A 25,833-nucleotide genomic window follows, 5' to 3' on the forward strand; every position below is an offset into this window, starting at 1 on the left:
CCGCCACCCCGACCGTCACGGTGACGCCCACCCCGACCAGTACCAAGCCGACGCAAACGGCCACCCCGCCGCACACCGGGGAACCCTCGCCAACGCCTACGGAAAGCGGCTGACCTGCGTAAACCCCTGTTACGCACGACAACCGTCGGGGACTGTGTGCATAGAGTGACCATCTGCTTCCAGGGGGACCTATGCGCGCATTCCGGGCTGGGCTGCTCGCGGGCTGCCTGCTGGTCGGCATGTGCCCGCCGGTCATGGCGGAGCCCGTCCCCTCCTCGCGCGACGTCAAGAAGGTCCGCCAGACCGTACGCGAGCGGTCGAAGCGGCTAGGGGAGACCAGCGCCAAGCTGGCCACCGCCCAGTCACGACTCGGCCGGCTGGCGGCCGAGGTCGAGCGGCTGGTGGAGGCGTACAACGGGGAGCTCGTCCAGCTCCGGCGCGCCGAACAGACCAACGAGCAGGCGAAGGCGCGCCTCGCGGCGGCCGACGCCGAGGTCGAGCTGGCCCGGCGCGACGTCGCGCTGCTGGCGGCGGAGACCTACGGTGGCGCGGCGATGACGGAGCCGTTTCTCGGCATCCTCATCGACCAGGGCGAAACGGACGGCATGTTGCACCGGGCGAGCGTGCTCGAACACATGAGCAGTGAGCGGGCCGCGATCCTCGCCAGGATGCGCGACGCCCAGGAGGTCGCGACCATCCTGCGCATCCAGGCCGCCAACGCCTACGCCGCCCACAGGGCCGCCACCGAACGCGCCAGGCTCGCGAAGACCGCCGCCAAGGAGGCCGTGGCCAGGCAGCGGCGCGACACGAAGGCACTGCGGGCTCGCGAGGAGCACCTCCAGCGCAAGGTCGACGCGGCCCGCACCCGCGCCCAGCTGCTGGCCCGACGCAAGGCCGCAGCCGCGTCGCTCGCCGGGCTCGTCTCGCGCGGCTCCGCCCTTGGGGACGTCGCGGCCAACTGGGCGCTCACCCAGCTCGGCAAGCCGTACGTGTGGGCGGCCGACGGCCCCGACACCTACGACTGCTCAGGGCTCACCATGCGCGCCTGGGAGAAGGTCGGCGTGCGGCTCGACCACTGGACCGGCACCCAGTGGACGTCAGGCCCGCACGTGCCGCTCGACCAGCTGCGCCGCGGCGACCTGGTGTTCTTCGGCCGCGTCACCGACGACCCCGGCACCATCCACCACGTGGGGATCTACGTCGGCCGGGGCCAGATGGTGCACGCGCCGCAGACCGGCGACGTCGTACGGGTCGCCTCGATCTACCGCGGGGACCTGGTGGGCGCCACCAGGCCCCGCTGACGGTCAGTGACCGTGGTGTCCCTCGTCCTTGGCCCGGCGGAAGGAGCGCTCGATCTCGGCCTCCGCCTCGATGCGGCCCACCCAGTTGGCGCCCTCGACCGACTTGCCCGGCTCGAGGTCCTTGTAGACCTCGAAGAAGTGCTGGATCTCCAGCCGGTCGAACTCCGACACGTGATGAATGTCCTGAATGTGGTGCATGCGGGGGTCAGTCGAGGGGACGCAGAGGACCTTGTCGTCGCCGCCCTTCTCGTCGGTCATCCTGAACATGCCCACCGCCCGGCACGTGATGTAGCAGCCGGGAAACGTCGGCTCCTGCAGCAACACCAGCGCGTCCAGCGGGTCGCCGTCCTCACCGAGGGTGTTCTCGATGAAGCCGTAGTCGGCGGGGTACTGCGTGGAGGTGAACAGGAGCCGGTCGAGCCTGATCTTCCCGGTTTCGTGGTCCACCTCGTACTTGTTCCGTTGCCCCTTGGGAATCTCTACGACAACGTCGAACTCCACCGCGGTCCTCTCTCATGGGTCGAGAGCACCTCGCCAGGCGTCTGGGGACACGATCATCCGCTCCCCGGGGCCCGGTCCGGGCTTCTCCCCCGCTCAGCCCCCGGGCACCCCCGGCTGGGCGTTAATGTCTCGTAGGCGAACACTGGAGAGAGGGCAGGCGACGTGGCGCGGCACGACAGGTGGGTGATGCTGACCACCCTCGTCGTGCTCCAAGCCCTGACCATCGTCATCGGCGTTTACGCGATGACCACCGGCTTCAGCCTCAGCGCGTTGACGGGGCAGTCTCCACCGGGCGGGCCGACGGAGTCACCGCAGGAAGAGTCTCCCCCCGTCCCCGTGGTCACCGCGGGACCTGTGCTGGCCCAGCTTCCGGCGAAGCCCGGAGACGGACCTCTCCCGACCAAGAGTACTTTGACACGGCAGCTCACCCGCGCGCTGGGTGACCGGGCCCTGGGTGACAGGGTCGGCGCCGTCGTGCTCGACGCGGTCACCGGCCAGCAGATCTTCGCCTCCAACGCCGACGCCGCCTTCGTGCCCGCCTCGACGACGAAGATCGCCGTCTGCGCCGCCGCGCTCGCCTCTCTGGGGCCCGACACCCGCCTGTCCACCAGGGTCGTCCAGGGCGCCAAACCCGGCACCGCCATCCTCGTGGGCGGCGGCGACCCGCTGCTCGCCGGCCCTTCAGCCAAGCCCGGCTACCCGAAGCAGGCCTCACTCCGGTCGCTGGCCGCCCGCACCGCCGCCACGCTCAAGTCACAGAACATCAAGAAAGTCACCCTCTCGTACGACACATCCCTCTTCGTCGGCTCAGCCAAGGCCGACGGCTGGAAGCCGAGCTACATCCCCGACGGCAACGTGGCCACCGTCCACGCCCTCGCCATCGACGAAGGCCGCCGGCACCCCCGCTTCAACGCCCCCAGAGTCGACGACCCGCCCCGCTACGCCGCCGCTGCCTTCGCCGGGCTGCTCAAGAAGGAGGGCATAGCGGTGTCGAAATCCCTACGCCAGGCCAAGGCCCCCGCCGGCGCCGCCGAGCTGGGCCGGGTCGACTCCGCCCCCATCTACGCCCTCGTGGAGCACACCCTGACCGAGAGCGACAACGACATGGCCGAGGCGCTGATGAGGCACGTCGGACTCAAGGAAGGTCAACAGGCGTCGTTCGAAGGAGGCGCCAAGGGCGTGACCGCCGTGCTCCAGCGGCTCGGGGCCGCCCAGGGCGTCGCCGCGCTCTCCGACGGCAGCGGCCTTTCCATCCGCAACCGCATCAGCCCTCACGCCCTGGCCAAGATCATCGCCATGGCCGGCTCCGCGAACCACCCCGACCTGCACGCCATCGCCTCCGGCATGCCGATCGCCGGATTCTCCGGCACCCTCGGCAACGGCCGCCGCTTCACCGCCGCCGACAGCAAGGGGCAGGTCGGCCTCGTACGCGCCAAGACCGGCACCCTCAACAACGTCAACACCCTGGCAGGACTGGCCGCCACGAAGGACGGGCGGCTCGTCACGTTCGCCTTCATGGCCGACCGCGTACCCGTCAACGCCGAACCCGTACTCGACCGCCTCGCCGCCATCGTCGCCCGCAACTGAAGTGGCGCTTATGGCGATCCTCCGGATCGCGGCTCGGCCCGTACCTTCGCGGGCACGACGAGAAGCACGTACGGTGGACGTTATGCAGGTGATCGACTGGGATCTGGCCGTCACGACCGGCACGCGCCTGGTGCGCCCCGGTCCTCAGGTGAGCCGGGAGGAGGCCAGGCAGGCCGTCACCGAGCTCCGCACCCTGTCACGTGAGGCCGAGGGCCACGTGCGCGAGTTCACGAAAATTCACACGGACACCGCGCCGCAGGCCGCGACCATCGTCGACCGGCCGGGCTGGATCAAGGCCAACGTCGAGGGCTTCCGCGTGGTGCTCGAACCCTTGACCCAGCGCATGGGCGGCGGCGACAACCCGCCACCCGCCATCGTCACGGCCGTGGGCTCCCGCATCACGGGCGTCGAGGTCGGCGCCGTTCTGGCGTTCCTGGCCTCACGCGTGCTGGGCCAGTACGAACTCTTCCTCCCGCCCGACCCGACGGGCGAGGAGCCGACGGGCCGCCTGACCCTGGTCGCGCCCAACATCGTCCACGCCGAGCGCGAGATGGGCGTCGATCCGCACGACTTCCGCCTCTGGGTCTGCCTCCACGAGGAGACCCACCGCGTCCAGTTCACGGGCGTGACGTGGTTGCGCGAATACGTGCGGTCGCAGATGACCGAGTTCCTGCTCGCGTCCGACCTCGACCTGCCCACCCTGCTCGAACGCCTGCGCAACGCCGCCGACACGGTGGCCGACGTGGTGCGCGGCGGCGAGGGTAACCTCATCGACGCCATCCAGTCGCCCGGCCAGAAGGAGATCCTCGACCGCCTGACGGCCGTGATGACCCTGGTCGAAGGGCACGGCGACTACGTGATGGACGCCGTCGGCCCCTCGGTGGTGCCGTCGGTGGCCGACATCCGCGCCAAGTTCGCCCAGCGCCGCGAGGGCGGCTCCCGCCTCGACCGCACGGTCCGGCGCCTGCTGGGGATCGAGGTCAAGATGAAGCAGTACGCGGAGGGCTCGGCCTTCGTCCGCACCGTGGTCGACCGGGTCGGCATGGACGGCTTCAACAGGATCTGGACCTCGCCCGAGACACTGCCGACGACACCGGAGATCTCCGACCCTGACGCCTGGGTCGCCCGCGTCATAGGCACCCCGGCCCTCCCCGCCTGACCCACGTCACTCGCCTTCCGCCGAACGCGCCGCCGCGAACGGAACACCGCGTCACCCTCCGGGACCGCGCGTGCCACGTCGCCCTTCGGGACCGCGCGGAGAACCGGGTCGGTCTGCAGGGACCGCGGGAACCTGTCGGTGCGCGGGTCTGCGAGCGTCGTGCCGGTCTCGCGCCCGCCGGTCAGGCCACTTGCGCGCCCGGTGTTCCGGCAGGACGGGCGCACAACCGGGTTGCCACAGAGAAAGCCGCACTCCAACGGGGTCGCCAGAGACGGCCGCACTCCATGCGGGTTGCCATAGGGATGACCGCGCTTCGATCGGGTTGCCGTAGGGACGGCCGGACGTCAGTCGGCGTTGCCGGAGTGGTGGCGGGAGCCGGGAGAATGGCCCCGTGGGGCCGCATCCAGCAGTAGCAGACGTGCGCAGGGCCGTGCGCGAAGCGCTGGCCCACGTCGAGGAGGGCGCGCTGGTCCTGGCGGCGTGCAGCGGCGGAGCCGACTCCCTTGCCCTGTCGGCCGCCCTGGCGTTCGTGGCCCCCAGGATGGGCCTGCGGGCGGGCTTGCTGACCGTGGACCACCGGCTCCAGCCGGGCTCGGCCGAGCGCGCCGAGACGGTGGCAGGGCTGGCCCGGGGGATGGGTCTCGATCCGGTGGAGGTGCTCACGGTGACGGTGGGCACGGCGGGCGGCCCCGAGGCGGCGGCCAGGGAGGCGCGATACGCCGCGCTGACCGCGGCGGCCGACCGCCTCCAGGCGCCGGCGGTCCTGCTCGGCCACACGAGGGACGACCAGGCGGAGACGGTCCTGCTCGGCCTGGCGAGGGGGAGCGGCCTGCGGTCGTTGTCCGGCATGGCGGCCAGGAGCGGCCGCTGTCTCCGCCCGTTCCTCCACCTCCCGCGGGCCACCACGGTCGCCGCCTGCCAGGCGCTGCGCCTGTCCCCGTGGGACGACCCGCACAACGTGGACCCCCGCTACACGAGGGTCCGCGTCAGGAGGCACGTGCTGCCGGTGCTGGAGAAGGAGCTCGGCCCGGGGGTCGCGGAGGCGCTCGCGAGGACCGCGCGGATGGCGCGCGAGGACGCTGACGCCCTGGACCAGTGGGCGGAGTCGGCGTACCGAAATTGCGCTCTTAGCGATATCGGGGAGTCGGTCACGTTGTCCGCAGCGGAGTTGGCGAAGCTGCCCGACGCCGTCAGGCGGAGGGTCCTGCGCCGTGCGGCCATCGCGGCGGGAGCACCGCCGGGAGCCCTGTCGGCCGCTCACGTGCTGGCCGTGGACCGGCTGGTCACGCGGTGGCGCGGGCAGAAGGCGGTGGACCTGCCCGGGGGCCTGTCGGCCGTCCGGCGGTATGGCACCCTGATACTCGCCATCAGTCCCATCCCGTAAGGAACCACAGGTGGACGCTGCCGACATGGGCAATGACCTGGAGAAGGTCCTCATCTCCGAGGACGACCTCCAGGCCAGGATCAAAGAGCTCGCCGGGCGGATCGACGAGGACTATGCGGGCAAGGAAGTCCTGCTCGTGGGCGTGCTCAAAGGCGCGGTCATGGTGATGGCCGACCTGGCGAGGGCTCTGCACGTGCCCGTGCAGATGGACTGGATGGCGGTGTCGTCCTACGGTGCCGGCACCAGGTCGTCCGGCGTCGTCCGCGTGCTGAAAGACCTCGACACCGACATCCTCGACCGCCATGTGCTGATCGTCGAGGACATCATCGACTCCGGTCTGACCTTGCACTGGCTGCTGGAAAACCTGAAATCGCGCAATCCGGCCTCGCTGGAGATCTGCGCCGCGCTCCGCAAACCCGACGCGGTGAAGGTGCCTATCGAGGTGAAATACGTTGGTTTCGACATTCCCAGTGAGTTCGTCATCGGTTACGGGCTCGACTACGCGGAGCGATACCGCAATCTGCCGTTCATCGGCACGCTCGCTACGCACGTTTACACCTAGCAATCCAGCCGGTGTTCCCGGTGGGCCGGGAACACCGCGCAACGTGACGTACGTTGTTAGGGCAAGACCGGTGTAGCGGGCGGGTCCCTCCGTGCGCTGTGCCGGTGTACCTTCGGACTTCTGAAGGGTGACCCCGTGTCCCCTTCGGGTAGTCAGAAGTCGCGGTGTCGGATGCCGCGGCCCCGGGGCGACCCGGGGTTCAAAGGCCATGGTCAGGAAGGGACGGGCCCGCAAGGGGTTCCGCATCGGATGGATCTCAAGCGATTTACACGTGGGCCACTGCTGTGGATCCTGGGCATCGTCGTGCTGCTCCTGCTCGTCACCCAGCTCTGGAGCGGTGGCGGCAATTACAAGCCGGCCGACACGTCCTTGGTTCTCCAGCAGATTCGCGCCGGAAACGTCAGCAACGCCAAGATCATCGATAAGGACAACCGGATCGAGGTGACGCTGACCAACCCTGTCGTGGTGAAGGCCGGCGACGCCCCGACGAAGCTGATCCAGTCAGACTGGGTCACCGGTTACGGCAGCAAGCTGACCGACGAGCTCCAGGCTCAGGTCGACGCAGGCAAGACCAAGAGCTTCGCCACCGAGGTGCCGCAGGAAAACTTCCTGGTGAGCCTGCTGGTGAGCTTCCTGCCGATCGTCATCATCGTGCTGATCTTCCTGTTCATCATGAACCAGATGCAGGGCGGCGGCTCCCGGGTGATGAACTTCGGCAAGTCGAAGGCCAAGCTGATCACCAAAGACACCCCCAAGACGACCTTCTCCGACGTCGCCGGCGCTGACGAGGCCATCGAGGAGCTCCAGGAGATCAAGGAGTTCCTGCAGGCCCCGGCCAAGTTCCAGGCGATCGGCGCCAAGATCCCCAAAGGTGTGCTGCTCTACGGCCCGCCCGGCACCGGTAAGACGCTGCTGGCCCGCGCGGTCGCGGGTGAGGCGGGCGTGCCGTTCTACTCGATCTCCGGTTCCGACTTCGTCGAGATGTTCGTCGGTGTCGGCGCCTCGCGTGTCCGTGACCTGTTCGAGCAGGCCAAGGCCAACGCCCCGGCGATCATCTTCATCGACGAGATCGACGCGGTCGGCCGCCACCGCGGCGCTGGCCTGGGCGGCGGTCACGACGAGCGCGAGCAGACGCTCAACCAGTTGCTCGTCGAGATGGACGGCTTCGACGTCAAGGGCGGCGTGATCCTCATCGCGGCCACCAACCGGCCCGACATCCTCGACCCGGCGCTGCTGCGCCCCGGCCGTTTCGACCGGCAGGTCACCGTCGACCGGCCCGACCTCGAGGGCCGCAAGGGCATCCTCAAGGTGCACGGGCGGGGCAAGCCGTTCACGCCCGACGTCGATCTCGACGTCATCGCGCGCCGCACCCCCGGGTTCACCGGCGCCGACCTCGCCAACGTGATCAACGAGGCGGCCCTGCTCACCGCGCGGGCCGACCAGAAGCTGATCACGATGGAGCTCCTTGAGGAGTCGATCGACCGCGTCATGGCAGGGCCCGAGCGCAAGACGCGGGTCATGTCCGACAAGGAAAAGAAGATGATCGCCTACCACGAGGGCGGTCACGCGCTGGTGGCGCACGCGTTGCCCAATTCCGATCCGGTGCACAAGATCACGATCCTGTCCCGCGGCCGCGCGCTGGGCTACACGATGACGCTGCCGATGGAGGACAAGTTCCTGGCCACCAGGTCGGAGATGATGGACCAGCTCGCGATGTTGCTCGGCGGCCGCGCGGCGGAGGAGCTCGTCTTCCACGAGCCGACCACCGGCGCCTCCAACGACATCGAGAAGGCCACGGCCGTCGCCCGCCGCATGGTGACCGAATACGGCATGAGCGAGCAGCTCGGCGCCCGCAAGTTCGGCAGTGGCCAGGCCGAGGTCTTCCTCGGGCGTGAGATGGGTCACGAGCGCGACTACTCCGAGAAGATCGCCTCCACGATCGACGAGGAGGTCCGCCGGATGATCGAGACGGCGCACGACCAGGCCTGGGACATCCTGGTCGAATACCGCGACGTGCTCGACAACCTCGTGCTCGAGCTCATGGAGAAGGAGACCCTCTCCCGCGAGCAGGTGCTCCAGATCTTCAGCCCGGTGGTCATCAGGGAGCACCGCCCGTCCTACGCGGGCTACGGCAAGCGGCTGCCCTCCGACCGCCCGCCGATCCTGACCCCGAAGGAGCAGTCGGCCAACGGCTCGCTCAGCGCGGGCCACCAGGACGCCCTTCCGTCCGGAGACAGTGCGTGACTCAGCACGACATCGACCAGGCGCGGATCGAGAAGGCCGTTCGCGAGATCCTCTACGCCATCGGCGAAGATCCCGACCGCAACGGCCTCCTCGACACGCCCGCCCGGGTCGCCCGCGCCATGGCCGAGCAATATTCCGGGCTTGGCCAGACGCCTGAAGACGTGCTGACCAAGGTTTTCGACGTCGACCACGACGAGATGGTGCTCGTCAGGGACATCGAGGTCTATTCGACCTGCGAGCACCACCTGGTCCCGTTCCACGGGGTGGCCCACGTGGGCTACATCCCCAACCAGCGCGGCGAGGTGACGGGCCTGTCCAAGCTGGCCCGCCTGGTCGACGTGTTCGCCCGCCGCCCCCAGGTGCAGGAGCGCATGACCTCGCAGATCGCCGACGCGCTCATGCGGGTGCTGGAGCCGCGCGGCGTCATCGTGGTGGTCGAGGCCGAGCATCTGTGCATGACGATGCGAGGGGTGCGCAAGCCCGGCGCCAAGACCGTGACCTCGGCGGTTCGCGGTGACTTCCGCACCAGCGACAAGACCCGATCCGAGGCGATGGCGCTGATCCTGGGCCGCTGACGACTGAACGGGGTACCCACGATGTCATCAGGTGTCCGCAAGCGCCTAGGCTTGGCCCATGACTAGCGTGCCCATGAACGTGCCGGGAGGCGCGGATCGGTGCCTCGTCATGGGCGTGGTCAATGTGACGCCCGATTCGTTCTCCGACGGTGGCCGGTGGTTCGACGAGGACGCCGCGATCCAGCACGGCCTCGACCTGGTCCGCGAGGGCGCCGACATCGTCGACGTTGGCGGCGAGTCCACCCGTCCCGGCGCCGCCAGGGTGTCGCTGCAGGAAGAGCTGACCCGCGTTCTCCCGGTGATCAGAGCGCTCGACGCGGAGGGCGTGCGGGTCAGCGTCGACACGATGCGGGCGGAGGTCGCGAGGGCCGCGGTCGAGGCGGGCGCGCGGCTCGTCAACGACGTGAGCGGCGGGCTGGCCGACCCCGACATGCCGCGCGCGGTCGCCGCGACCGGCGTCCCCTACGTCGTGATGCACTGGCGCGGCCACAGCCACGACATGGACAGCCGCGCCGTCTACGCCGACGTGGTCACCGAGGTGCGCGAAGAGCTGAGCAAGCGGGTCGATCTGGTGCTGGCGGAGGGCGTCACGGAGAAGCAGATCGTGATCGACCCCGGTCTCGGCTTCGCGAAGAACGCCGACCACAACTGGGCGCTGCTGGCCGGCATCCCGAAACTCGCCGCACTGGGTTTCCCGCTACTGGTGGGGGCGTCGCGCAAACGGTTCCTCGGCCGGCTGCTGGCCGACCCCGACGGCACGCCCCGGCCGTTCAGCCGCAGCGACGACGCCACGCTGGCGGTGACCGCGCTGGCCGCCCACGCGGGCGCCTGGTGCGTGCGCGTGCACGAGGTAGGTCCTAATGCCGATGCCGTGCGCGTGGCCGCCGCATGGAAGAGAGCCGGAGCCAATACATGAGCGTCGACACCGCCGCTATCGAGACGGTGAACCAGGAGTTCTACACCGCGATCGAAAACGCCGATCTCGACAAGATGACCGAGATCTGGGCGGAAGACTCCGGTGACGAGCAGGTGAGCTGCGTGCACCCGGGCTGGACCCTGCTGACGGGCCGCTCTGAGGTGCTGCGGTCATGGGCGCTGATCATGGCCAACACCACCTACATCCAGTTCGTGCTGACCGACGTCAGCACGACCGTGCTGGGTGACGTGGCCGTGCTCACCTGCGTGGAGAACATCCTCACCGCCGGCGAGGAGGGTGAGTCCAGCTTCGCCGCGGGCAAGGTGGTGGCCAGCAACGTCTACCTTCGCAGCCCGCAGGGGTGGCGGTTGTGGATGCACCACGGCTCGCCGGTGCTCCAGAGCGACGACGACGAGGAGGAGGACGGCGAGCTTGAGCGCTGATCGCATCGCCCTCAAGGGTCTGCGGGCCAGGGGGAGACACGGCGTGCTCGCTGCCGAGCGGGAGCTCGGGCAGGAGTTCGTGATCGACGCGACGCTGTTCCTCGACACCGCCCCGGCGGCGGCCGGCGACGACCTCACCAAGACCGTCCACTATGGCGAGCTGGCCGAGGCCCTCGTCAGGGTCGTGGAGGGCGAGCCGGTCGAGCTGATCGAGACGCTCGCGCAGCGGCTGGCCGACGTGTGCCTGTCCAGCGAGCTGGTGCGCAAGACCGAGGTGAGCGTGCACAAGCCGGCGGCGCCCATCCCGCTGCCGTTCGACGATGTGGTCGTGACGATCGAGCGGAGCCGCCGATGAAGGCCGTCATCGCCCTGGGCAGCAACCTGGGCGCCCGCTTCCAGACGTTGCAGGGCGCCGTCGACACCCTGTTCGACGCCCCGGGGCTGGAGTTCGTCCAGGCGTCCCCCGTCTACGAGACCGACCCGGTCGGTGGCCCGCCCGGGCAGCGCCCCTACCTCAACGCGATCGTGATCGCCGAGACCACGCTGGAGCCGGCGCGGCTGCTGGAGCGGGCGCTCAACGTCGAGGACGCCTTCGGCAGGGTCCGCGAGGAGCGGTGGGGGCCGCGCACTCTCGACGTCGACCTGATCGTGGTGGGCGAGTCCGTCAGCGACGATCCCGAGCTGACGCTGCCGCATCCGCTCGCTCATGAGCGCGCGTTCGTGCTGGTGCCCTGGTCGAAGGCCGACCCTGAGGCGGTGCTGCCCGGGCGCGGCCGGGTGGCCGACCTGCTGGATGGGCTCGACCGGCAGGGCGTACGCCTGCGCGAGGATCTGAAACTGCAGAGGCCGGATTGAGGCCCACACGTCCCGGCCATCTGGTCGGCATCCTCGTCGTCGTCGCGCTGCTCACCTGGGTGGTGATCCAGCCCGTCTACTCCAGGCTGCCGCTCATGCCGTGGACCGCGATCCCCACGGTGACGTTGCTGGCCATCGGCGAGGGCTACACCGCGTGGCTGACCAAGGCCCGGATCGCGAGGAAACCCGGCACGAAGCCGGTGGAGCCGATGGCGGTGGCCCGGCTGGCCGCGCTGGCGAAGGCGTCGGCGTACGCGGGGGCGGCGTTCGGGGGGATCTTCGCCGGGTTCGGGCTGCACACGGTGCAACTGCTCGACCGGGAGACGCCGAGGGGCGAGTTCCTCGTCGCCACGGGGTCGTTCGTGTCGTGCGTCCTGCTCGTCTGCGCCGCCCTCTACCTGGAGTACGCCTGCCGCATCCCCAAGGGGCCTGAGGAGCAGCAGCGCGACTAGTGCTCGCCGGAGAGGTCTTCGGTGCTGCGCCGGGCGCCCGCGCGGACACGGTCGTGCCACATCTCCCGGTGCAGGACGCGGAGCGCGCGGCGGATCACGTCGCTCGGCCGTTCGCCTTCCCGCAGAGCGGCACGGATGATCCGTTCGTCCTCGGCGGTGGCGTGGAAGCCGATGTCAGCCATGCTCTGAGCCTAGGGAGCGGCCGACGTCCTCGCCCTGCCTTTGCCGCACAGGCGTGCGGCGGCGGCCGAAGAGGTAGATGACCGGGGCGGTGCAGATCAGCGGGCCGACGATGGCGATGGGGCGCTCCAGCCACCATTTCAGGTCGGGCGGGATCTGGGTGGCCATGGTGCCGAACCACCACCACGACAGCCCCAGCGCGATGGCCATTCCGGTGGTGTGGAACAGGAAAAGCGGCAGCGAGTAGCGGTTGATGAAGTCGTTCACCCGGCGCCAGCCCGGTCGCACCAGCACACGCTCCATGGACGGCCGCAGCACCTCCACGAGCCCGATCTGGAAGAGCAGCAGGGCCACGATCACGAACGTGGGCGGTGCCATGTTCGACCACTTGTCGCCGGGCACGCCCACCATCGACCCGGGATAGATGCCCGAGTAGACCAGCCCGAACAGGGCGAACAGCCCGGTCCACAGCAGCCCCTTGTCATAGCGCCGGGGCAGCGCCACGACCCGGTCGTAGAAGAACCCGGCCTGGTGCGCCAGCCCCCAGACGATGATCATGTTGAGCCAGCCCGCGGGGTCGACGCCGTAGCTGAAGCGCACCACGTCGATCACCAGGGCCGCGCCGCCGAGCCAGATCAGGGCGAGCACGTCGTAGCGGTTGTGCAGCCACAGCGCCACCGGCAACAGCGCGATCAGCACCAGGTAGACGCCGAGGAACCACAGCGGGCTGAGCACCAGCAGCACGACCCGCCACATCCAGTCGACGTCGAACGCCCACGTGACGATGGCTCCGATGACGACCCACACGCCGGACAGGAACAGCGCGGGTAAGGCGAGCGCGCGGATGCGCCGCAGGACGAACGAGCCGATGCCGAAGCCCCGCGTCTTGGCCCGGTTCCAGGACAGCAGGTGCACGTGACCGCCGACGTAGAAGAACAGCGGCAACACCTGCAGCAGCCAGGTGAGGATCCACAGGCCGGAGGTGAAGCCCAGCGGGCTGGTGGGCTCGGGGCCGTGCGGCTTCCATTCGAGAATGGTGAATGCCCAGTGCCACACGACCACGACGATCAGGCTCAGGGCGCGCAGCCAGTCGACGTACTTGTCGCGTTCTTGTGTCGTCACTTGTCGATGTCACCCACGACGAAGAACATCGAGCCGAGGATGGCGACCATGTCGGCCACCAGGTGACCGGGCAACATCTCGCGCAGCGCCTGGATGTTGTTGTAGGAGGCGGAGCGCAGCTTGAGCCGCCACGGCGTCTTGTCGCCCTTGGAGACGAGGTAGTAGCCGTTGATGCCGAGCGGGTTCTCCGTCCACGCGTACGTGTGGCCCTCCGGCACCTTGAGCACCTTGGGCAACCGCTGGTTGATCGGTCCGGGGGGCAGCGCGCGCAGCCGTTCGGCGCAGGCGTCGGCCAGGTCGAGCGAGACCTTGAGCTGGTCGAGCAGGACCTCGAAGCGGGCGTGGCAGTCGCCGGCGCTCCTGGTGACCACCTTGACGGGCAGCTCGGGGTAGGCGAGGTAGGGGTCGTCGCGGCGCAGGTCGACGTCGACGCCGGAGGCGCGGGCGATGGGGCCGCTGACGCCGTACTGCATGATCTGGTCGTGGGTCAGCACGCCGACGCCCGTGGTGCGGGCCAGGAAGATGTCGTTGTGCAGGATGAGGTTCTCGATGTCGGGCACGCGGCGGCGGGTTTCCGCGACGGCCGCCGACACGCGGTCGAGCCAGCCGAGTGGCAGGTCTTCCTTGAGCCCGCCGACCCGGTTGAACATGTAGTGCATGCGCCCGCCTGAGATCTCCTCCATGACGGCCTGGATGCGCTCGCGCTCGTCGAAGGCGTAGAACAGCGGGGTGATCGCGCCCAGCTCCAGGGGGTAGGAGCCGAGGAACATCAGGTGGTTGAGCACCCGGTTGAGCTCGGCGAGCAGTGTACGCGCCCACACGGCCCGGACCGGCGGCTCCATGCCGAGCAGGCGTTCGGCGGCGAGCACCACGCCCAACTCGTTGGCGAACCCCGACAGCCAGTCGTGCCGGTTGGCGAGCATGATGATCTGGCGGTAGTCGCGGACCTCGAACAGCTTCTCCGCGCCGCGGTGCATGTAGCCGATGATCGGCTCGGCGGTGGCGATGCGCTCGCCGTCGAGGGTCAGCCGGAGCCTGAGCACCCCGTGGGTGGACGGGTGTTGCGGGCCGATGTTGAGGATCATGTCCTCGGTGGCCAGTTCTTTCGCGCCTGCACCGATTCCGACCACACGTTCCGTCATACGGCCATGCTGCCACCGTCGAGGGTGTCGATCCAGCGCAGGGTGGACGGTCAAAGCTTGGTATGAGAATGCATCCCGAAGTCGGACAAGGGGAGGGATATCTGGAACGGGGGGAGAAATCACCATGAAAAGAATATTGTTCGACGTCGCGGCCTTGATCGCGCGCGTGGTGACGGGCGTGATCTTCCTGGCACATGGATGGCAGAAGTGGCAGGGCGGCCTGGGCGCCACCGCGCAGGGCTTCAGGGAGTCGGGGATCCCGATGCCCGAGGTGGCCGCCGCCTACGCGACCGTCGTGGAGACCGTCGGCGGTATCTTCCTGATCCTCGGCCTGCTGGTCAGACCGGTGGCGGTGCTGCTGCTGGTCAACATGCTCGGCGCGATCTTCTTCATGCACTGGGGGCTCACCCCGATGACCGCCGACAACGGCTGGGAGCTGCCGGCCTCGCTGGGCACGCTGAGCCTGCTGTTCCTCGTGCTGGGCGGCGGCAGGTTCGGCCTGGACGGCATCTTCCGCTCGATGTCGCGCAGGCGTGCCGAACGCCGTGCGGCCGAGGCTGATCTCGCCGCTCACGCTCCTGCCGCGCGTGGAACGACCACGACCGGCGCCACGACCGGCGCGGCCGGGGAAAGGGCCGGCGGCCCGACGACGCCCGAGCCGACGCAGGAGGAACCGCCCCAGGTGCCCCGTCAGTCGAGCGCACCGAAGGACAGCAAGCTCAGTGACAAGGACATGCGGGACATCGACGCCCTGGTCGGCGACGAGCCGCCACCACACCACGGCGAACCGCCGAAAGGCTGACCTCAGCGGGAGGTGAGGTCGCGCAGCGCTCCGATCAGCCGGTCCACATGCTCCTGCGTGGTGCCGATGCCGATCGAGGCGCGCACCGCTGAGGCCGCGCCGTCCTCGCACCCGCCGCCGGCCTGCTCGTCACCGCCGCGCTCCACCAGGTGACGCACGAACGGGTGCGCGCAGAACTTGCCGTCGCGCACCCCGATGCCGTACTCGCCGGACAGCACCTCGGCCACCTCGCGGGCCGGGCGCCCGTCGACGGTGAACGACACGATGCCCACGCGCGGGTGATCCTCCCCCCACAGGGACAACTCGTGTACGCCTTCGATCGAGGCGAGACCGGCCCGCAGCCGGGCGATCAGCCGCTCCTCCTCGCGCACCAGCCGGGTCCACCCGGTGGCGGCGAGCGCGTCGCAGGCGGCGGCCAGCGCGATGGCGCCGAGCACGTTCGGCGTGCCCGCCTCGTGCCGCGGCTCCGGGTCGTCGTGCCACTCGACCGCGCCGGCCACCGACCGGACCGCGCCCCCGCCCTTCAGGTACGGCTCCGCCTCGGCCAGCCAGTCACGCCGCCCGATCAGCACGCCGGCACCGAAGGGCGCGTACAGCTTGTGCCCGGAGAAGGCCACGTAGTCGAGGTCGAGCGCGGTGAGGTTGAGCCGCCGGTGCGGTACGAGCTGCGCGGCGTCCACCAGGATCCTGGCCCCGTGCCGGTGCGCGATGTGGGCCAGCGCGGCGATGGGCCACAGCTCGCCGGTGACGTTGGAGGCGGCGGTGACCACGAGCAGCTTGGGCCCGTCGATCGCGGCCAGGGCGTCGTCGGCGGCGCGCACGGCCTCGCCGGGGAAGGCGGGCGGCGCCAGCCGTACGGACCGGGGCCAGGGGAGGAGGGAGGCGTGGTGCTCGGTGTCGAAGACCACGGTGGTCGTGCCCTCGGGCAGGCAGCGGGCGAGCAGGTTGGTGGCGTCGGTGGTGTTGCGGGTGAAGATCACGGCGTCGTCCGGGCGGGCGCCGGCGAACGCGCTGACCGTGTGCCGGGCCTGCTCGTAGCGGGCGGTGGTGAGCTGGGAGGCGTAGCCCGCGCCGCGGTGGACGCTGGAGTAGGCCGGGAGCGCGGCGGCGACTGCCGTGCTGACCGGCACGAGACAGGGGGCGCTGGCGGCGTAGTCGAGGTTGGCGTAGCTCACCAGCCTGCCACCCTTGACCGGCACCTTGAGGTCGGCGCCGAGCACGGCGGGGACGCGCCGTTCCTCGGTGGCGGCGGGGGCCTCGTCCGCTCGAACGTGAGCGGACTTGAAGATCGTCAGCGTGGACACGGCAATCCTCCTCGGGGTCGTCGGACCCCTGGAGCAGCCATCGGAGCCCGCGCTTGCCCGCCACACCTTGTGACGGACCAGGTCTTCACCCGGGGCACCCCGCCGCGGACGCGAGGGTTGCCGGCCAGCTAGCCGGGGCTTGTCGCTGGCACTCATGACCTACGTCAAGGACTATAACCCGTACCCGGGCATGGATCGCAAGCGGGTGAACTTATGGGGCATCTGAGTCGTTGCTACCGGGAGACCCGCCGTCACATGCCCTGGAGGTGCGTAAATGCTTGATTGGGTGGCCGACCCGCAAATCTGGATCGGCTTTTTCACCCTTGTCGCCCTGGAGATCGTGCTGGGGATCGACAACATCATTTTCATCTCCATCCTGGCGGGGAAGCTGCCCCCGGAGCAGCGTGACCGGGCCCGTGTGCTCGGCCTGGGCGTGGCGCTGATCACCCGCCTGCTCCTGCTGCTCGGGCTGTCGTGGGTGGTGCGGCTCACCGATCCGCTGTTCTCGGTCTTCGGCCACGACATCTCGGGACGCGATCTGATCTTGCTGCTCGGCGGCCTGTTCCTGCTGGCCAAGAGCGTCACGGAGATCGGCCACAGCATGGACGCGCCGCACGGCAAGGACGGCAAGAAGGCCGCGGCGGCCTCCTTCACGTCCGTGATCCTGCAGATCATGGTGCTCGACATCGTCTTCTCGCTCGACTCGGTGATCACGGCCGTCGGCATGGTCGACGAGCTCGGCGTGATGGTCGCGGCGGTCGTGGTGGCGGTGCTGGTGATGTTGTTCGCCTCCGGGCCGATCAGCAGGTTCGTCGACCGGCATCCGAGCATCAAGATGCTGGCGCTGGCGTTCCTCGTGCTGATCGGCGTGGTGCTCGTCGCCGAGGGCCTCGACCAGCACATCCCCAAGGGCTACATCTACTTCGCGATGGCGTTCTCGGTGATCGTGGAGCTGCTGAACATCCGCATGCGCGGCAGGCACGCCGGACAGCAGGCGATGGAGGAGGAGACGGAAGAGGCCACTCCCGCGACAGCGGATCCCGCTCCTAAGATGAAATGATGCGCTTTGATCCCTGGAATCCGGATTTCGTGGCTTACCCGTACCGCGTCTACGAAGAGCTGCGGCGCGAGGCTCCGATCAGCTACTTCGAACCGGCGCACCAGTGGCTGATCTCGCGTCACGCGGACGTCAACGCGCTGCTCAGAGACCGCCGCCTGGGCCGGTCCTACCTGCACGTGGCCACGCACGAGCAGTTCGGCAGGCCGCCGGAGCCGGAGTTCCAGGAGCCGTTCTGGCGGGTGATCAGGGCCGGCATGCTCGACGTGGAGCCGCCGGTGCACACGAGGCTGCGCCGGCTGGTCTCCAAGGCGTTCACGCCGCGCATGGTCGAGTCGCTGCGCCCACGGGTCCGCGCCATCGCCCAGGACCTGGTGGACACGTACGTGGCCAAGGGCGGCGGCGACCTGATCGCCGAGGTCGCCGAGCCGCTGCCGGTCACCGTGATCGCCGAGATGCTCGGCATCCCCGACCAGGACCGCCACCTGCTGCGCCCGTGGTCGGCCGACATCTGCGGCATGTACGAGCTCAACCCCGCCCCCGACGCCCAGCACACCGCGGTCCGCGCGGCGGGGGAGTTCGCCGGCTACCTCAAGGCCCTGGCCGCCGAGCGCCGGCCGCGCCCCGGCGACGACCTGATCAGCGCGCTCAGCCAGATCCCCGAGCTGACCGAGGACGAGCTGGTCGGCACGTGCGTCCTGCTGCTCAACGCCGGTCACGAGGCCACCGTGAACGTGACGGGCAACGGCTGGTGGTCGCTGTTCAGGAACCCCGCCGAGCTCGTACGGCTGCGCGAGGACCGCTCGCTGCTGCCCACGGCCGTGGAGGAGCTGATGCGCTGGGACACGCCGCTGCAGATGTTCGAGCGCTGGGTGCTGGAGGACATCGAGGTGCACGGCGTGGAGATCCCGCGTGGCGCGGAGGTGGCGCTGCTGTTCGGGTCGGCCAATCGGGACCAGGCGGTGTTCGACGACCCTGACAGGCTCGATGTCGGCCGGGCCGACAACCCGCACATCTCCTTCGGCGCCGGGATCCACTTCTGCCTGGGGGCGCCGCTGGCCAGGATCGAGCTCATGGAGTCGTTCGGCGCTCTCCTGGACCGCGCGGTCACGCTGGAGCTGCGGCGGGAGCCGGAGTGGAAGCCCGGCTACGTCATCCGCGGCCTGCGGTCCCTGGAGCTCACCGCGACTGGCTGAGCCAGCCGAAGCCGCCGAGGCCCGACGGGTCGATCAGCTCGCCCTCCTCGGAGGCTCTGGCCAGGGCACGCAGGTAGCCGTGCGGATCGACGTGGGCCAGGTCGGCGGGCGGCCTGGCGCCGGTGAGGCCGAGGGCCTTGAGGGCGTCACGCTGTGTGGACAAGGTTGTGGATATCGCACCGGCCCTGCGGCCGGCCTCCGCGCACGCGTCGAGCGCGACATGCGCCGTGATGTCGCAGGTGCCGTCGGGGACGGGGGTCACGACGGCGCCGTCGCGGTATCCGGTCAGGGTGCCGCACGGCGGACGGTTATCCACAGGATGTGCATAATCGATGGCGATCGCTCTCCCTTTGACGAGGCGTGCCAGAACCGAGGCCCAGGCTTCGTCACGGGGCCGGCCGATCTCCGCGCGCGTCCCCACGCGGCACAACGGCCACCATCGCTCGAGCCATTCGCGGTCGGCCTGCTGGGGCGGGCCGCCGAGCCGCTCCTCGCCGGTGTGGACGTCGACCATGATCAGCCGTGAGCCCTGGGGGGTCTGCTCCACCACGTCGAGCGGGACGTTGTCGAGCCATTCGTTGGCGATGGCCAGACCGGTGACGGCGGCGGGCAGGTCCGGGCGCCAGCGGATCCGCTCGGGCACGCCCTCGGGGCGGGGGCAGAGGTCGACGGCGGTGACGCGCAGCCGATCGCGCAGTCCGGGCTCGGCGGCGGCCAGGACCTGGGTGACCAGCAGGCCTTCGCCCGCGCCGATGTCGACCAGATCGAGCACGCCGGGGGAGCCGAGCTCGGCGTCCACCTCGGCGAGCAGCGTCAGCACCGCGTCGGCGAACGCGGCCGAGGCGCTGACCGAGGTGCGGAAGTGGCCTGAAGGGCGTTCGCGGAGGTAGAAGCCCTCCTCGCCGTAAAGCGCACGCTCTGTCGCGGCGCGCCAGGTGAGCCACATGTCTGGACTATCTCACGACTTCGGCCAGGCACAGTGCGTTATCGAAAGACTACTGAGAGTCCCTTTCTTGGAGTAACGTTGACCTGTTGTCATCGGGGGATCACTTTCCGTCGCGATCGCTTTCCCCTGTCGAGCACATCCCTGCGGCCCAGGCGGCCGCGCAACCGAGAGGAGCCCTCATGCTGAAGAAGGCCATGGTCGTCGCCGGAGCCGTCGCGATGTTGTCCCTCGCCGCCCCCGCGCACGCCGACATCACCAGCGGCGCAGGCGGCATCGCCTCGGGCAACCAGCTGCACCTGCCCATCGCCATCCCGGTCAACGTCTGCGGCAACGCGGTGGCCGTCATCGGCGGCGCCCTCGCCGGCTGCAAGGGCGGTGCCTTCGCCCACGTGCCCAGCCACCACTGAGCGAGGCGAGCCCGGGCCGGCGCAGGCCGGCCCGGGTCGTCCGGGCTGGTCAGTCGGCGGTCGGCCGGCCCGGTGCACCTCCAAGGGGTTCACCTTTTCGCGGGCGTCGGGTCCAGAGGACGGACTCGGCGCCCGCTGCCATGCGATGAATCCCTCTCCTCATCTCTTCCGACAGGGGGTGCGCTTTTTGTATGCCCTTGTCGCTTTTGTCGTTAACTCAACGCGCGGCAAAGGCACGGTCACATGCTCGGCTCTGATAGGCCGTTACCCTGGTCGGCAACGCCATCACGAAGAAGAAGCCCGCATCAGCGAGCTGCCGCCCTGGTGCCGTCCCTGGTCGAGACCCGTGAGCGGCAGTGCGCGCAGCGGATTTCTCGTTCGCAGTCGACAGGGGTGAGGTCATGGACGCAGGTGATCGCCCGGCACGGCTGACCGTCGGCGTGCTGGGCGCGGGCAAGGTCGGCTCTGCCCTCGGGGCCGCGCTGGCGCAGGCGGGTCACCGGGTGGTGTCCGCCAGCGGGGTGTCCGACAATTCGCAACGATGGGCCGCCGACCGGCTCGGCGTCACGCCGGTCCGGCCCGACGAGGTCGTGGCGGCGGCCCAGCTGATCCTGCTCACCGTGCCGGACGACGCGCTGCCCGACCTGGTCAACGGGCTGGCGTCCACGGGGGCCGACCTGCCCGGCAAGCTGCTGGTGCACACCAGCGGGGCGTACGGGCTGTCGGTGCTCGACCCGGCGGCCGAGGCCGGCGCGCTGCCGCTCGCGCTGCATCCGGTGATGACGTTCACCGGCCGCGACGAAGACCTCAACAAGCTCACCGGCATCTCCTACGGCGTCACCGCGCCCGACGTGCTGCGTCCCATCGCCGAGGCCCTGGTGATCGAGATGGGTGGCGAGCCGGTCTGGATCGCCGACGCCGATCGCCCGCTCTACCACGCGGCGCTGGCGGGAGCGGCCAACCACATGGTCACGCTCATCGCCGAGTCGTCCGACCTGCTCGTACGCATCGGCGTCGACCATCCGGGCCGGATGCTGGGGCCGCTGCTCGGCGCCGCGCTCGACAATGTGCTGCGGCTCGGCATCGCCGGGCTCACCGGCCCTGTGGTGCGCGGCGACGCCGGCACCGTACGCAAGCACGTCGACGCGCTGATCCTGGCCGCTCCCGAGGCGGCCGACGCCTACATCGCGCTGGCCAGGCTCACGGCCGACCGGGCGCTCGCCGCTGGGCTGCTCAAACCCGAGGAGGCGGAGCGGCTCCTGGACGCGCTGGGGGGCAATATATGGACGTAACGCCTCCCCACGAGGGAGCTGCCGTCGCCTGGAGGAGTGGCGGGAGCGTAGCGACCTGAGCGGGGGAAGGCGGCGGCATCAAGGGTGACCGAGTCCGCCTCCACCGAGTGGAGGCCAATAGCACGAAAGGGCCGTCATGGAGCTGATCGTCGCCAGAAACCGGGAAGACCTGGTCAAGGCGCGTGGTGGTGGCGAGGTGGCCCTGGTGCCGACCATGGGCGCACTGCACGAGGGGCACAAGGCGCTGATCAGGCAGGCCCGTGCTCGCGCCGACCACGTTGTGGTCAGCATCTTCGTCAATCCTCTGCAATTTTCCCCTAATGAGGATTTTTCGCGTTATCCCCGCACATTCGAGGCGGATCTCGACGCGTGCCGTACCGAGGGTGTCGACGTCGTCTTCCACCCGGCCGTCGAGGACATGTACGCGCCCGACCGCCAGGTGAGCGTCTCCGCGGGCCAGATGGGCACGATCGTCGAGGGCGCGGCCCGGCCCGGTCACTTCGACGGGGTGCTCACCGTGGTGCTCAAGCTGTTCAACGTGGTCCAGCCCGACCGGGCGGTGTTCGGGCAGAAGGACGCCCAGCAGCTCGCCCTCATCCGCCGCATGGTCGCCGATCTCGACCTGCCGATCGAGATCCTCGACGTGCCCACCGTGCGCGAGCCCGACGGCCTGGCCCTGTCCAGCCGCAACCGATTCCTGTCCGACGATGACCGGCGGGTGGCGCTGGCGCTCTCACGAGCGCTGCGGGCGGGCGCGGCCGAGCTCACGCCGTCCAGGATCCGCGTGGCGGCGCGCGAGGTGCTCGACACGGCGGGGCCCGGACTCGACGTCGACTATCTGGTCCTCGCGGATCCGGCCACCTTCGCCGAGGTGGACGACACGTACGAGGGCATGGCCGTGCTCGCGGTGGCCGCCAAAGTCGGGACGACGCGCCTGATCGACAACGTCAGCGTGACGTTGACCCGCGCCTGAGCCTCCGGGCACCCCGGGGCGAGCTCATCGGGAGCGAGGGATTATCGTCATGTTGACGAGATCGCCTCAGTGAGGAGACCCCCATGAGTGCACCGGCGATTCCCCTGCGTCTGACCGCCCCCGCGCCAGGCTGGACCGTCGAGGCCGACGTGGTCGTCGTGGGCTCGGGCATCGCGGGCCTGACCGCGGCCCTGCGCTACGCCGAGCTGGAACCGGCGGCCAAGGTCCTGGTCGTGACCAAGGACGTGTTGTCGGCCGGCTCGACCCGGTGGGCCCAGGGCGGCATCGCGGCCGTGCTCGACCCTCGGGACACTCCCGGCGAGCACCTGAGCGACACGTTGCTCGCCGGAGTGGGGTTGTGCGACGTGGCGGCCGTGCGCACGCTGGTGACGGAGGGGCCGGGCGCGTTGCGGCGGCTCATGGCCCGGGGCGCGCGGTTCGACCTGACCGCCGACGGCGGGCTCCAGCTCACCAGGGAGGGCGGCCACCGCCGGCGCCGGATCGTGCACGCGGGTGGCGACGCCACGGGTGCGGAGGTCCAGCGGGCGCTCGTCGAGGCGGTCCGCGCGGGGTCGATCGAGGTGATCGAGCACGCCCTGGTGCTCGACCTGCTCAAGGACGCCGAGGGCCGGGCCAGGGGCGTGACGCTGCACGTCATGGGCGAGGGCGCGCGCGACGGGGTGGGCGCGGTGCGTGCCAGGGCCGTGGTGCTGGCCACCGGCGGCATGGGCCAGGTCTACGCCGCCACGACCAACCCCGCCGTATCCACCGGCGACGGGGTGGCGCTGGCGCTGCGGGCCGGGGCCGTGGTGCGCGACCTCGAGTTCGTGCAGTTCCACCCGACCGTCCTGTGGCTCGGCCCCGCATCGACCGGGCAGCAGCCGCTGATCTCCGAGGCGGTCAGGGGCGAGGGCGCGTTCCTGGTCGACCACGAGGGGGAACGGTTCATGCGGGGCGAGCACGAGCTGGCCGACCTGGCGCCGCGCGACGTCGTGGCCAAGGCGATCATGCGGAGGATGCGCGAGACCGGGCACGAACACGTCTACCTCGACGGCCGTCACTTCGGCCGCGACACGTGGGCGACCCGCTTCCCCACGATCTACGCCGTCTGCCGCGAGCACGGCATCGACCCGGCCGCCGAGCTGGTCCCCGTCGCTCCCGCCGCCCACTACGCCAGCGGCGGCGTCCGTACGGACCTGCGCGGGCGCACCTCCATCGGGGGCCTGTACGCGTGCGGCGAGGTGGCCTGCACGGGCGTGCACGGCGCGAACCGGCTCGCCTCCAACTCCCTGCTCGAAGGTCTCGTCTTCGCCGAGCGCATCGCCGAGGACATCCACCGCGTACGCCACGAGCCGGGCGACCCGGTGGACGGAGAGGCGGCGCCCGGGCTGGTGGACCCGCGGACCCGCCCCAGGATCCAGGGCCACATGAGCATGGGGGCGAGCGTCCTGCGCAGCCGCGAGTCGCTGCTCGTCACGGCGAAGGCGCTGCGGGACGCCCGCTGGACACCCGTCGCGGTGCCCGCGTGCACCGAGTCCTGGGAGGCCACCAACCTGCTCACCGTCGCCACCGTGCTCACCGGCGCGGCGACGGCCAGGCTCGAGACCCGCGGCTCACACTGGCGCGAGGACCACGACACCCGCGACGACAACGAATGGCTGGGTCACCTGGACGTGACCCTGACGGAGGAGGGCCCGCGCATGACGTACACACCTCATGGGGACGCGAGTTCACGGCGGCTCGAAGACCAGGAGGCCGTGGCGCGGGAGCTGGCCGCGGCCGGGCTCGATCCGGCCGGCGTGGACGCGCTGATCGACCGGGCGCTGGACGAGGACCTGCGGGAGGATGGCGACGTGACGAGCCTGGCCACCATCCCGGCCGGCCGGTACGCGGTCGCCGACGTGGTGGCCCGCAAGGACGGCATCGTCGCCGGGCTGGCCGTGGCCGAGGCGGTCTTCGTGCGGCTGGGGGCGGCCCGTTCGGAGCGCAGGACGAAGGACGGCGAGCGGGTCAGGGCGGGCGATGTGCTGATGACCGTCGAAGGGCCGGTCAGGGCGCTGCTGACGGCCGAGCGCACAGCGCTCAACCTGCTCACGCACCTGTCCGGGGTGGCCACGCTGACCGGCAGGTGGGTCGAGGAGATCAGCGGCACCAAGGCGCGCGTGCGCGACAGCCGCAAGACGCTGCCGGGGCTGCGGGCGCTGGAGAAGTACGCCGTGCGCTGCGGCGGCGGCGTGAACCACCGGATGTCGTTGTCGGACGCTGCCCTGATCAAGGACAACCACGTGGTGGCGGCGGGGGGCGTGGCCGAGGCGTTCAGGGCGGTGCGAGAGCGCTATCCCGACCTGCCGATCGAGGTGGAGGTCGACCGGCTGGACCAGCTGGAGGCCGTGCTCGACGAGGGCGCCGAGGAGATCCTGCTGGACAACTTCACGATCGAGGACACCGCGCGTGCCGTACAAATCGTGAAAAAGCGGGTGGGAAACAGGGTTGCCCTTGAAGCCAGCGGGGGATTGACCTTGGAATCGGCTCGTGATGTGGCCGACACTGGCGTGGACTACCTTGCGGTGGGAGCGCTTACGCACTCGGCGCCGGCCCTGGACATCGCACTGGATCTGCGGGGGTAATTGATGCTGCTCACGATCGACGTCGGCAACACGCACACGGTGCTGGGGCTGTTCGAGGGCGAGGACGTCATCGAGCACTGGCGGCTGGCCACCGACGCCCGCCGCACCGCCGACGAGATCGCAGTCGTGCTGCAGGGTCTGCTGACGCAGTCGCCGCTGCTCAAAGGGGCCGACATCGACGGCATCGCCATCTGCTCCACCGTGCCGAGCGTGCTCAACGAGATGCGCGAGATGTGCCGCCGCTACTACGGCGACGTGACCGCGGTGATCGTGGAACCGGGCATCCGCACCGGCGTCCCCGTACGCATGGACAACCCCAAGGAGGTCGGCAGCGACCGCATCGTCAACGCGCTGGCGGCCATCGACCAGTACGGCGGCCCGTGCGTCATCGTCGACTTCGGCACCGCGACCTCGTTCGACGCGGTGTCGTCCAAGGGCGAATACGTCGGCGCGGTCACCGCGCCCGGCATCGAGATCTCGGTCGACGCGCTGGCCGCCGCCGGGGCGCAACTGCACAAGGTCGAGCTGGTGCGTCCCCGCTCGGTGATCGCGAAGAACACGGTCGAGGCCCTGCAGGCGGGCATCATCTACGGTTTCGCCGGCCAGGTCGACGGCATCGTCGAGCGCATCGCCGCGGAGCTGGCCGACGACCCCGACGAGGTGACGGTTGTGGCCACTGGCGGGCACGCGGGGCTGGTCGTGGGCGAGTCGCGCTCGATCGACGTGCACGAGCCGTGGCTGACCCTCATCGGGTTGCGGCTGATCTACCACCGCAACGTGGCGTGAGACCTGGACGAGTCACTGCG

General features: G+C 70.0%; 26 protein-coding genes and 1 riboswitch. Of the genes, 20 read left to right on the forward strand and 6 right to left on the reverse strand.

The features are described 5' to 3' along the window. The first annotated feature begins 191 nt into the window (after positions 1 to 191). Positions 192 to 1,301 carry a C40 family peptidase gene (locus E1294_RS20515; RefSeq protein WP_132510442.1) on the forward strand — a complete coding sequence of 370 codons (1,110 nt, stop codon included), beginning with the start codon at positions 192 to 194 and terminating at the stop codon, positions 1,299 to 1,301. Between the two features lie 3 nt (positions 1,302 to 1,304). On the opposite strand, the gene E1294_RS20520 is transcribed toward E1294_RS20515, so the two are convergent. Next, positions 1,305 to 1,802 (reverse strand): inorganic diphosphatase, encoded by a 498-nt coding sequence (locus E1294_RS20520; protein WP_132510444.1) that lies wholly within the window; start codon positions 1,800 to 1,802, stop codon positions 1,305 to 1,307. Between the two features lie 186 nt (positions 1,803 to 1,988). On the opposite strand from E1294_RS20520, the gene dacB reads away from it, so the two are divergent. The 11 genes from dacB to E1294_RS20575 all read left to right on the forward strand — a co-directional run bounded on the left by dacB (position 1,989) and on the right by E1294_RS20575 (position 11,979). Next, entirely contained in the window at positions 1,989 to 3,389 is a 1,401-nt protein-coding gene (gene dacB / locus E1294_RS20525) for a D-alanyl-D-alanine carboxypeptidase/D-alanyl-D-alanine endopeptidase (RefSeq protein ID WP_246083146.1), read from the forward strand. Between the two features lie 82 nt (positions 3,390 to 3,471). Continuing rightward, positions 3,472 to 4,548, forward strand: a complete 1,077-nt coding sequence (locus E1294_RS20530; RefSeq protein WP_181958527.1) for a zinc-dependent metalloprotease — start codon at positions 3,472 to 3,474, stop codon at positions 4,546 to 4,548. A 391-nt stretch (positions 4,549 to 4,939) separates the two neighbouring features. Further along, the gene (gene tilS / locus E1294_RS20535; protein ID WP_132510448.1) at positions 4,940 to 5,932 is read left to right on the forward strand and encodes a tRNA lysidine(34) synthetase TilS; all 993 of its coding nucleotides are present in this window, start codon (positions 4,940 to 4,942) and stop codon (positions 5,930 to 5,932) included. A 10-nt stretch (positions 5,933 to 5,942) separates the two neighbouring features. Continuing rightward, positions 5,943 to 6,494 carry a hypoxanthine phosphoribosyltransferase gene (gene hpt, locus E1294_RS20540; protein ID WP_132510450.1) on the forward strand — a complete coding sequence of 184 codons (552 nt, stop codon included), beginning with the start codon at positions 5,943 to 5,945 and terminating at the stop codon, positions 6,492 to 6,494. 249 nt (positions 6,495 to 6,743) lie between these two features. Then, positions 6,744 to 8,738, forward strand: coding sequence for an ATP-dependent zinc metalloprotease FtsH (gene ftsH / locus E1294_RS20545; RefSeq protein WP_132510452.1), 1,995 nt, complete (start codon positions 6,744 to 6,746; stop codon positions 8,736 to 8,738). Next, positions 8,735 to 9,313 (forward strand): GTP cyclohydrolase I FolE, encoded by a 579-nt coding sequence (gene folE, locus E1294_RS20550; protein ID WP_132510454.1) that lies wholly within the window; start codon positions 8,735 to 8,737, stop codon positions 9,311 to 9,313. Before ftsH ends, folE begins: the two co-directional genes overlap by 4 nt. A 58-nt stretch (positions 9,314 to 9,371) precedes the next feature. Next, a complete protein-coding gene (gene folP, locus E1294_RS20555) occupies positions 9,372 to 10,229 on the forward strand; it encodes a dihydropteroate synthase (RefSeq protein WP_132510456.1) in 858 nt (285 codons plus the stop codon). Further along, positions 10,226 to 10,672, forward strand: coding sequence for a nuclear transport factor 2 family protein (locus tag E1294_RS20560; RefSeq protein ID WP_132510458.1), 447 nt, complete (start codon positions 10,226 to 10,228; stop codon positions 10,670 to 10,672). Before folP ends, E1294_RS20560 begins: the two co-directional genes overlap by 4 nt. Continuing rightward, the gene (gene folB / locus E1294_RS20565) at positions 10,662 to 11,027 is read left to right on the forward strand and encodes a dihydroneopterin aldolase (RefSeq protein WP_132510460.1); all 366 of its coding nucleotides are present in this window, start codon (positions 10,662 to 10,664) and stop codon (positions 11,025 to 11,027) included. The genes E1294_RS20560 and folB overlap by 11 nt, the downstream gene beginning before the upstream one ends. Then, entirely contained in the window at positions 11,024 to 11,527 is a 504-nt protein-coding gene (folK, locus tag E1294_RS20570; protein WP_132510462.1) for a 2-amino-4-hydroxy-6-hydroxymethyldihydropteridine diphosphokinase, read from the forward strand. Before folB ends, folK begins: the two co-directional genes overlap by 4 nt. After that, on the forward strand, positions 11,524 to 11,979 hold the full coding sequence (locus E1294_RS20575) for a DUF3180 domain-containing protein (RefSeq protein ID WP_132510463.1): 456 nt from the start codon (positions 11,524 to 11,526) through the stop codon (positions 11,977 to 11,979). Before folK ends, E1294_RS20575 begins: the two co-directional genes overlap by 4 nt. Here the strand turns inward: E1294_RS20575 and E1294_RS20580 are convergent. The 3 genes from E1294_RS20580 to E1294_RS20590 are packed head-to-tail and all read right to left on the reverse strand — an operon-like array spanning position 11,976 to position 14,423. Next, a complete protein-coding gene (locus tag E1294_RS20580; RefSeq protein ID WP_132510465.1) occupies positions 11,976 to 12,161 on the reverse strand; it encodes a hypothetical protein in 186 nt (61 codons plus the stop codon). The genes E1294_RS20575 and E1294_RS20580 overlap by 4 nt on opposite strands. Next, a complete protein-coding gene (locus tag E1294_RS20585) occupies positions 12,154 to 13,281 on the reverse strand; it encodes an acyltransferase family protein (protein ID WP_220447839.1) in 1,128 nt (375 codons plus the stop codon). Before E1294_RS20585 ends, E1294_RS20580 begins: the two co-directional genes overlap by 8 nt. Then, a complete protein-coding gene (locus E1294_RS20590; protein ID WP_132510467.1) occupies positions 13,278 to 14,423 on the reverse strand; it encodes an NADH-quinone oxidoreductase subunit D in 1,146 nt (381 codons plus the stop codon). The genes E1294_RS20585 and E1294_RS20590 overlap by 4 nt, the downstream gene beginning before the upstream one ends. A 124-nt stretch (positions 14,424 to 14,547) precedes the next feature. Here E1294_RS20590 and E1294_RS54140 point away from each other — a divergent pair, with 124 nt between their 5' ends. Continuing rightward, the gene (locus E1294_RS54140; protein ID WP_181958528.1) at positions 14,548 to 15,225 is read left to right on the forward strand and encodes a DoxX family protein; all 678 of its coding nucleotides are present in this window, start codon (positions 14,548 to 14,550) and stop codon (positions 15,223 to 15,225) included. 2 nt (positions 15,226 to 15,227) lie between these two features. On the opposite strand, the gene E1294_RS20600 is transcribed toward E1294_RS54140, so the two are convergent. Continuing rightward, entirely contained in the window at positions 15,228 to 16,529 is a 1,302-nt protein-coding gene (locus tag E1294_RS20600; protein WP_132510469.1) for an aminotransferase class V-fold PLP-dependent enzyme, read from the reverse strand. A 44-nt stretch (positions 16,530 to 16,573) separates the two neighbouring features. Then, a riboswitch (SAM riboswitch) is annotated at positions 16,574 to 16,689 on the reverse strand. 114 nt (positions 16,690 to 16,803) lie between these two features. Here E1294_RS20600 and E1294_RS20605 point away from each other — a divergent pair. Both E1294_RS20605 and E1294_RS20610 read left to right on the forward strand, forming a co-directional pair. Next, positions 16,804 to 17,589, forward strand: a complete 786-nt coding sequence (locus tag E1294_RS20605) for a TerC family protein (RefSeq protein ID WP_132510471.1) — start codon at positions 16,804 to 16,806, stop codon at positions 17,587 to 17,589. Then, positions 17,589 to 18,782, forward strand: coding sequence for a cytochrome P450 (locus E1294_RS20610; RefSeq protein WP_132510473.1), 1,194 nt, complete (start codon positions 17,589 to 17,591; stop codon positions 18,780 to 18,782). Before E1294_RS20605 ends, E1294_RS20610 begins: the two co-directional genes overlap by 1 nt. Here the strand turns inward: E1294_RS20610 and E1294_RS20615 are convergent. Beyond that, the gene (locus tag E1294_RS20615; RefSeq protein WP_132510475.1) at positions 18,766 to 19,728 is read right to left on the reverse strand and encodes an SAM-dependent methyltransferase; all 963 of its coding nucleotides are present in this window, start codon (positions 19,726 to 19,728) and stop codon (positions 18,766 to 18,768) included. The two genes, E1294_RS20610 and E1294_RS20615, sit on opposite strands and share 17 nt — an antisense overlap. 179 nt (positions 19,729 to 19,907) lie before the next feature. Here E1294_RS20615 and E1294_RS20620 point away from each other — a divergent pair, with 179 nt between their 5' ends. The 5 genes from E1294_RS20620 (at position 19,908) to E1294_RS20640 (ending at position 25,813) form a co-directional block, all read left to right on the forward strand. Beyond that, on the forward strand, positions 19,908 to 20,135 hold the full coding sequence (locus tag E1294_RS20620) for a chaplin family protein (RefSeq protein ID WP_132510477.1): 228 nt from the start codon (positions 19,908 to 19,910) through the stop codon (positions 20,133 to 20,135). 401 nt (positions 20,136 to 20,536) lie between these two features. Next, positions 20,537 to 21,427, forward strand: coding sequence for a Rossmann-like and DUF2520 domain-containing protein (locus E1294_RS20625; protein WP_132510479.1), 891 nt, complete (start codon positions 20,537 to 20,539; stop codon positions 21,425 to 21,427). A gap of 136 nt (positions 21,428 to 21,563) precedes the next feature. Then, positions 21,564 to 22,400, forward strand: coding sequence for a pantoate--beta-alanine ligase (panC, locus tag E1294_RS20630; RefSeq protein WP_132510481.1), 837 nt, complete (start codon positions 21,564 to 21,566; stop codon positions 22,398 to 22,400). 83 nt (positions 22,401 to 22,483) lie between these two features. Further along, complete coding sequence (locus E1294_RS20635; RefSeq protein WP_132510483.1) at positions 22,484 to 25,027, forward strand: L-aspartate oxidase; 2,544 nt, start codon at positions 22,484 to 22,486, stop codon at positions 25,025 to 25,027. A 3-nt stretch (positions 25,028 to 25,030) separates the two neighbouring features. Next, positions 25,031 to 25,813 (forward strand): type III pantothenate kinase, encoded by a 783-nt coding sequence (locus tag E1294_RS20640; RefSeq protein ID WP_132510485.1) that lies wholly within the window; start codon positions 25,031 to 25,033, stop codon positions 25,811 to 25,813. The last annotated feature ends 20 nt before the right edge of the window (positions 25,814 to 25,833 follow it).

The organism is Nonomuraea diastatica (assembly GCF_004349015.1).
GTDB classification, from domain to species: Bacteria; Actinomycetota; Actinomycetes; order Streptosporangiales; family Streptosporangiaceae; genus Nonomuraea; species Nonomuraea diastatica.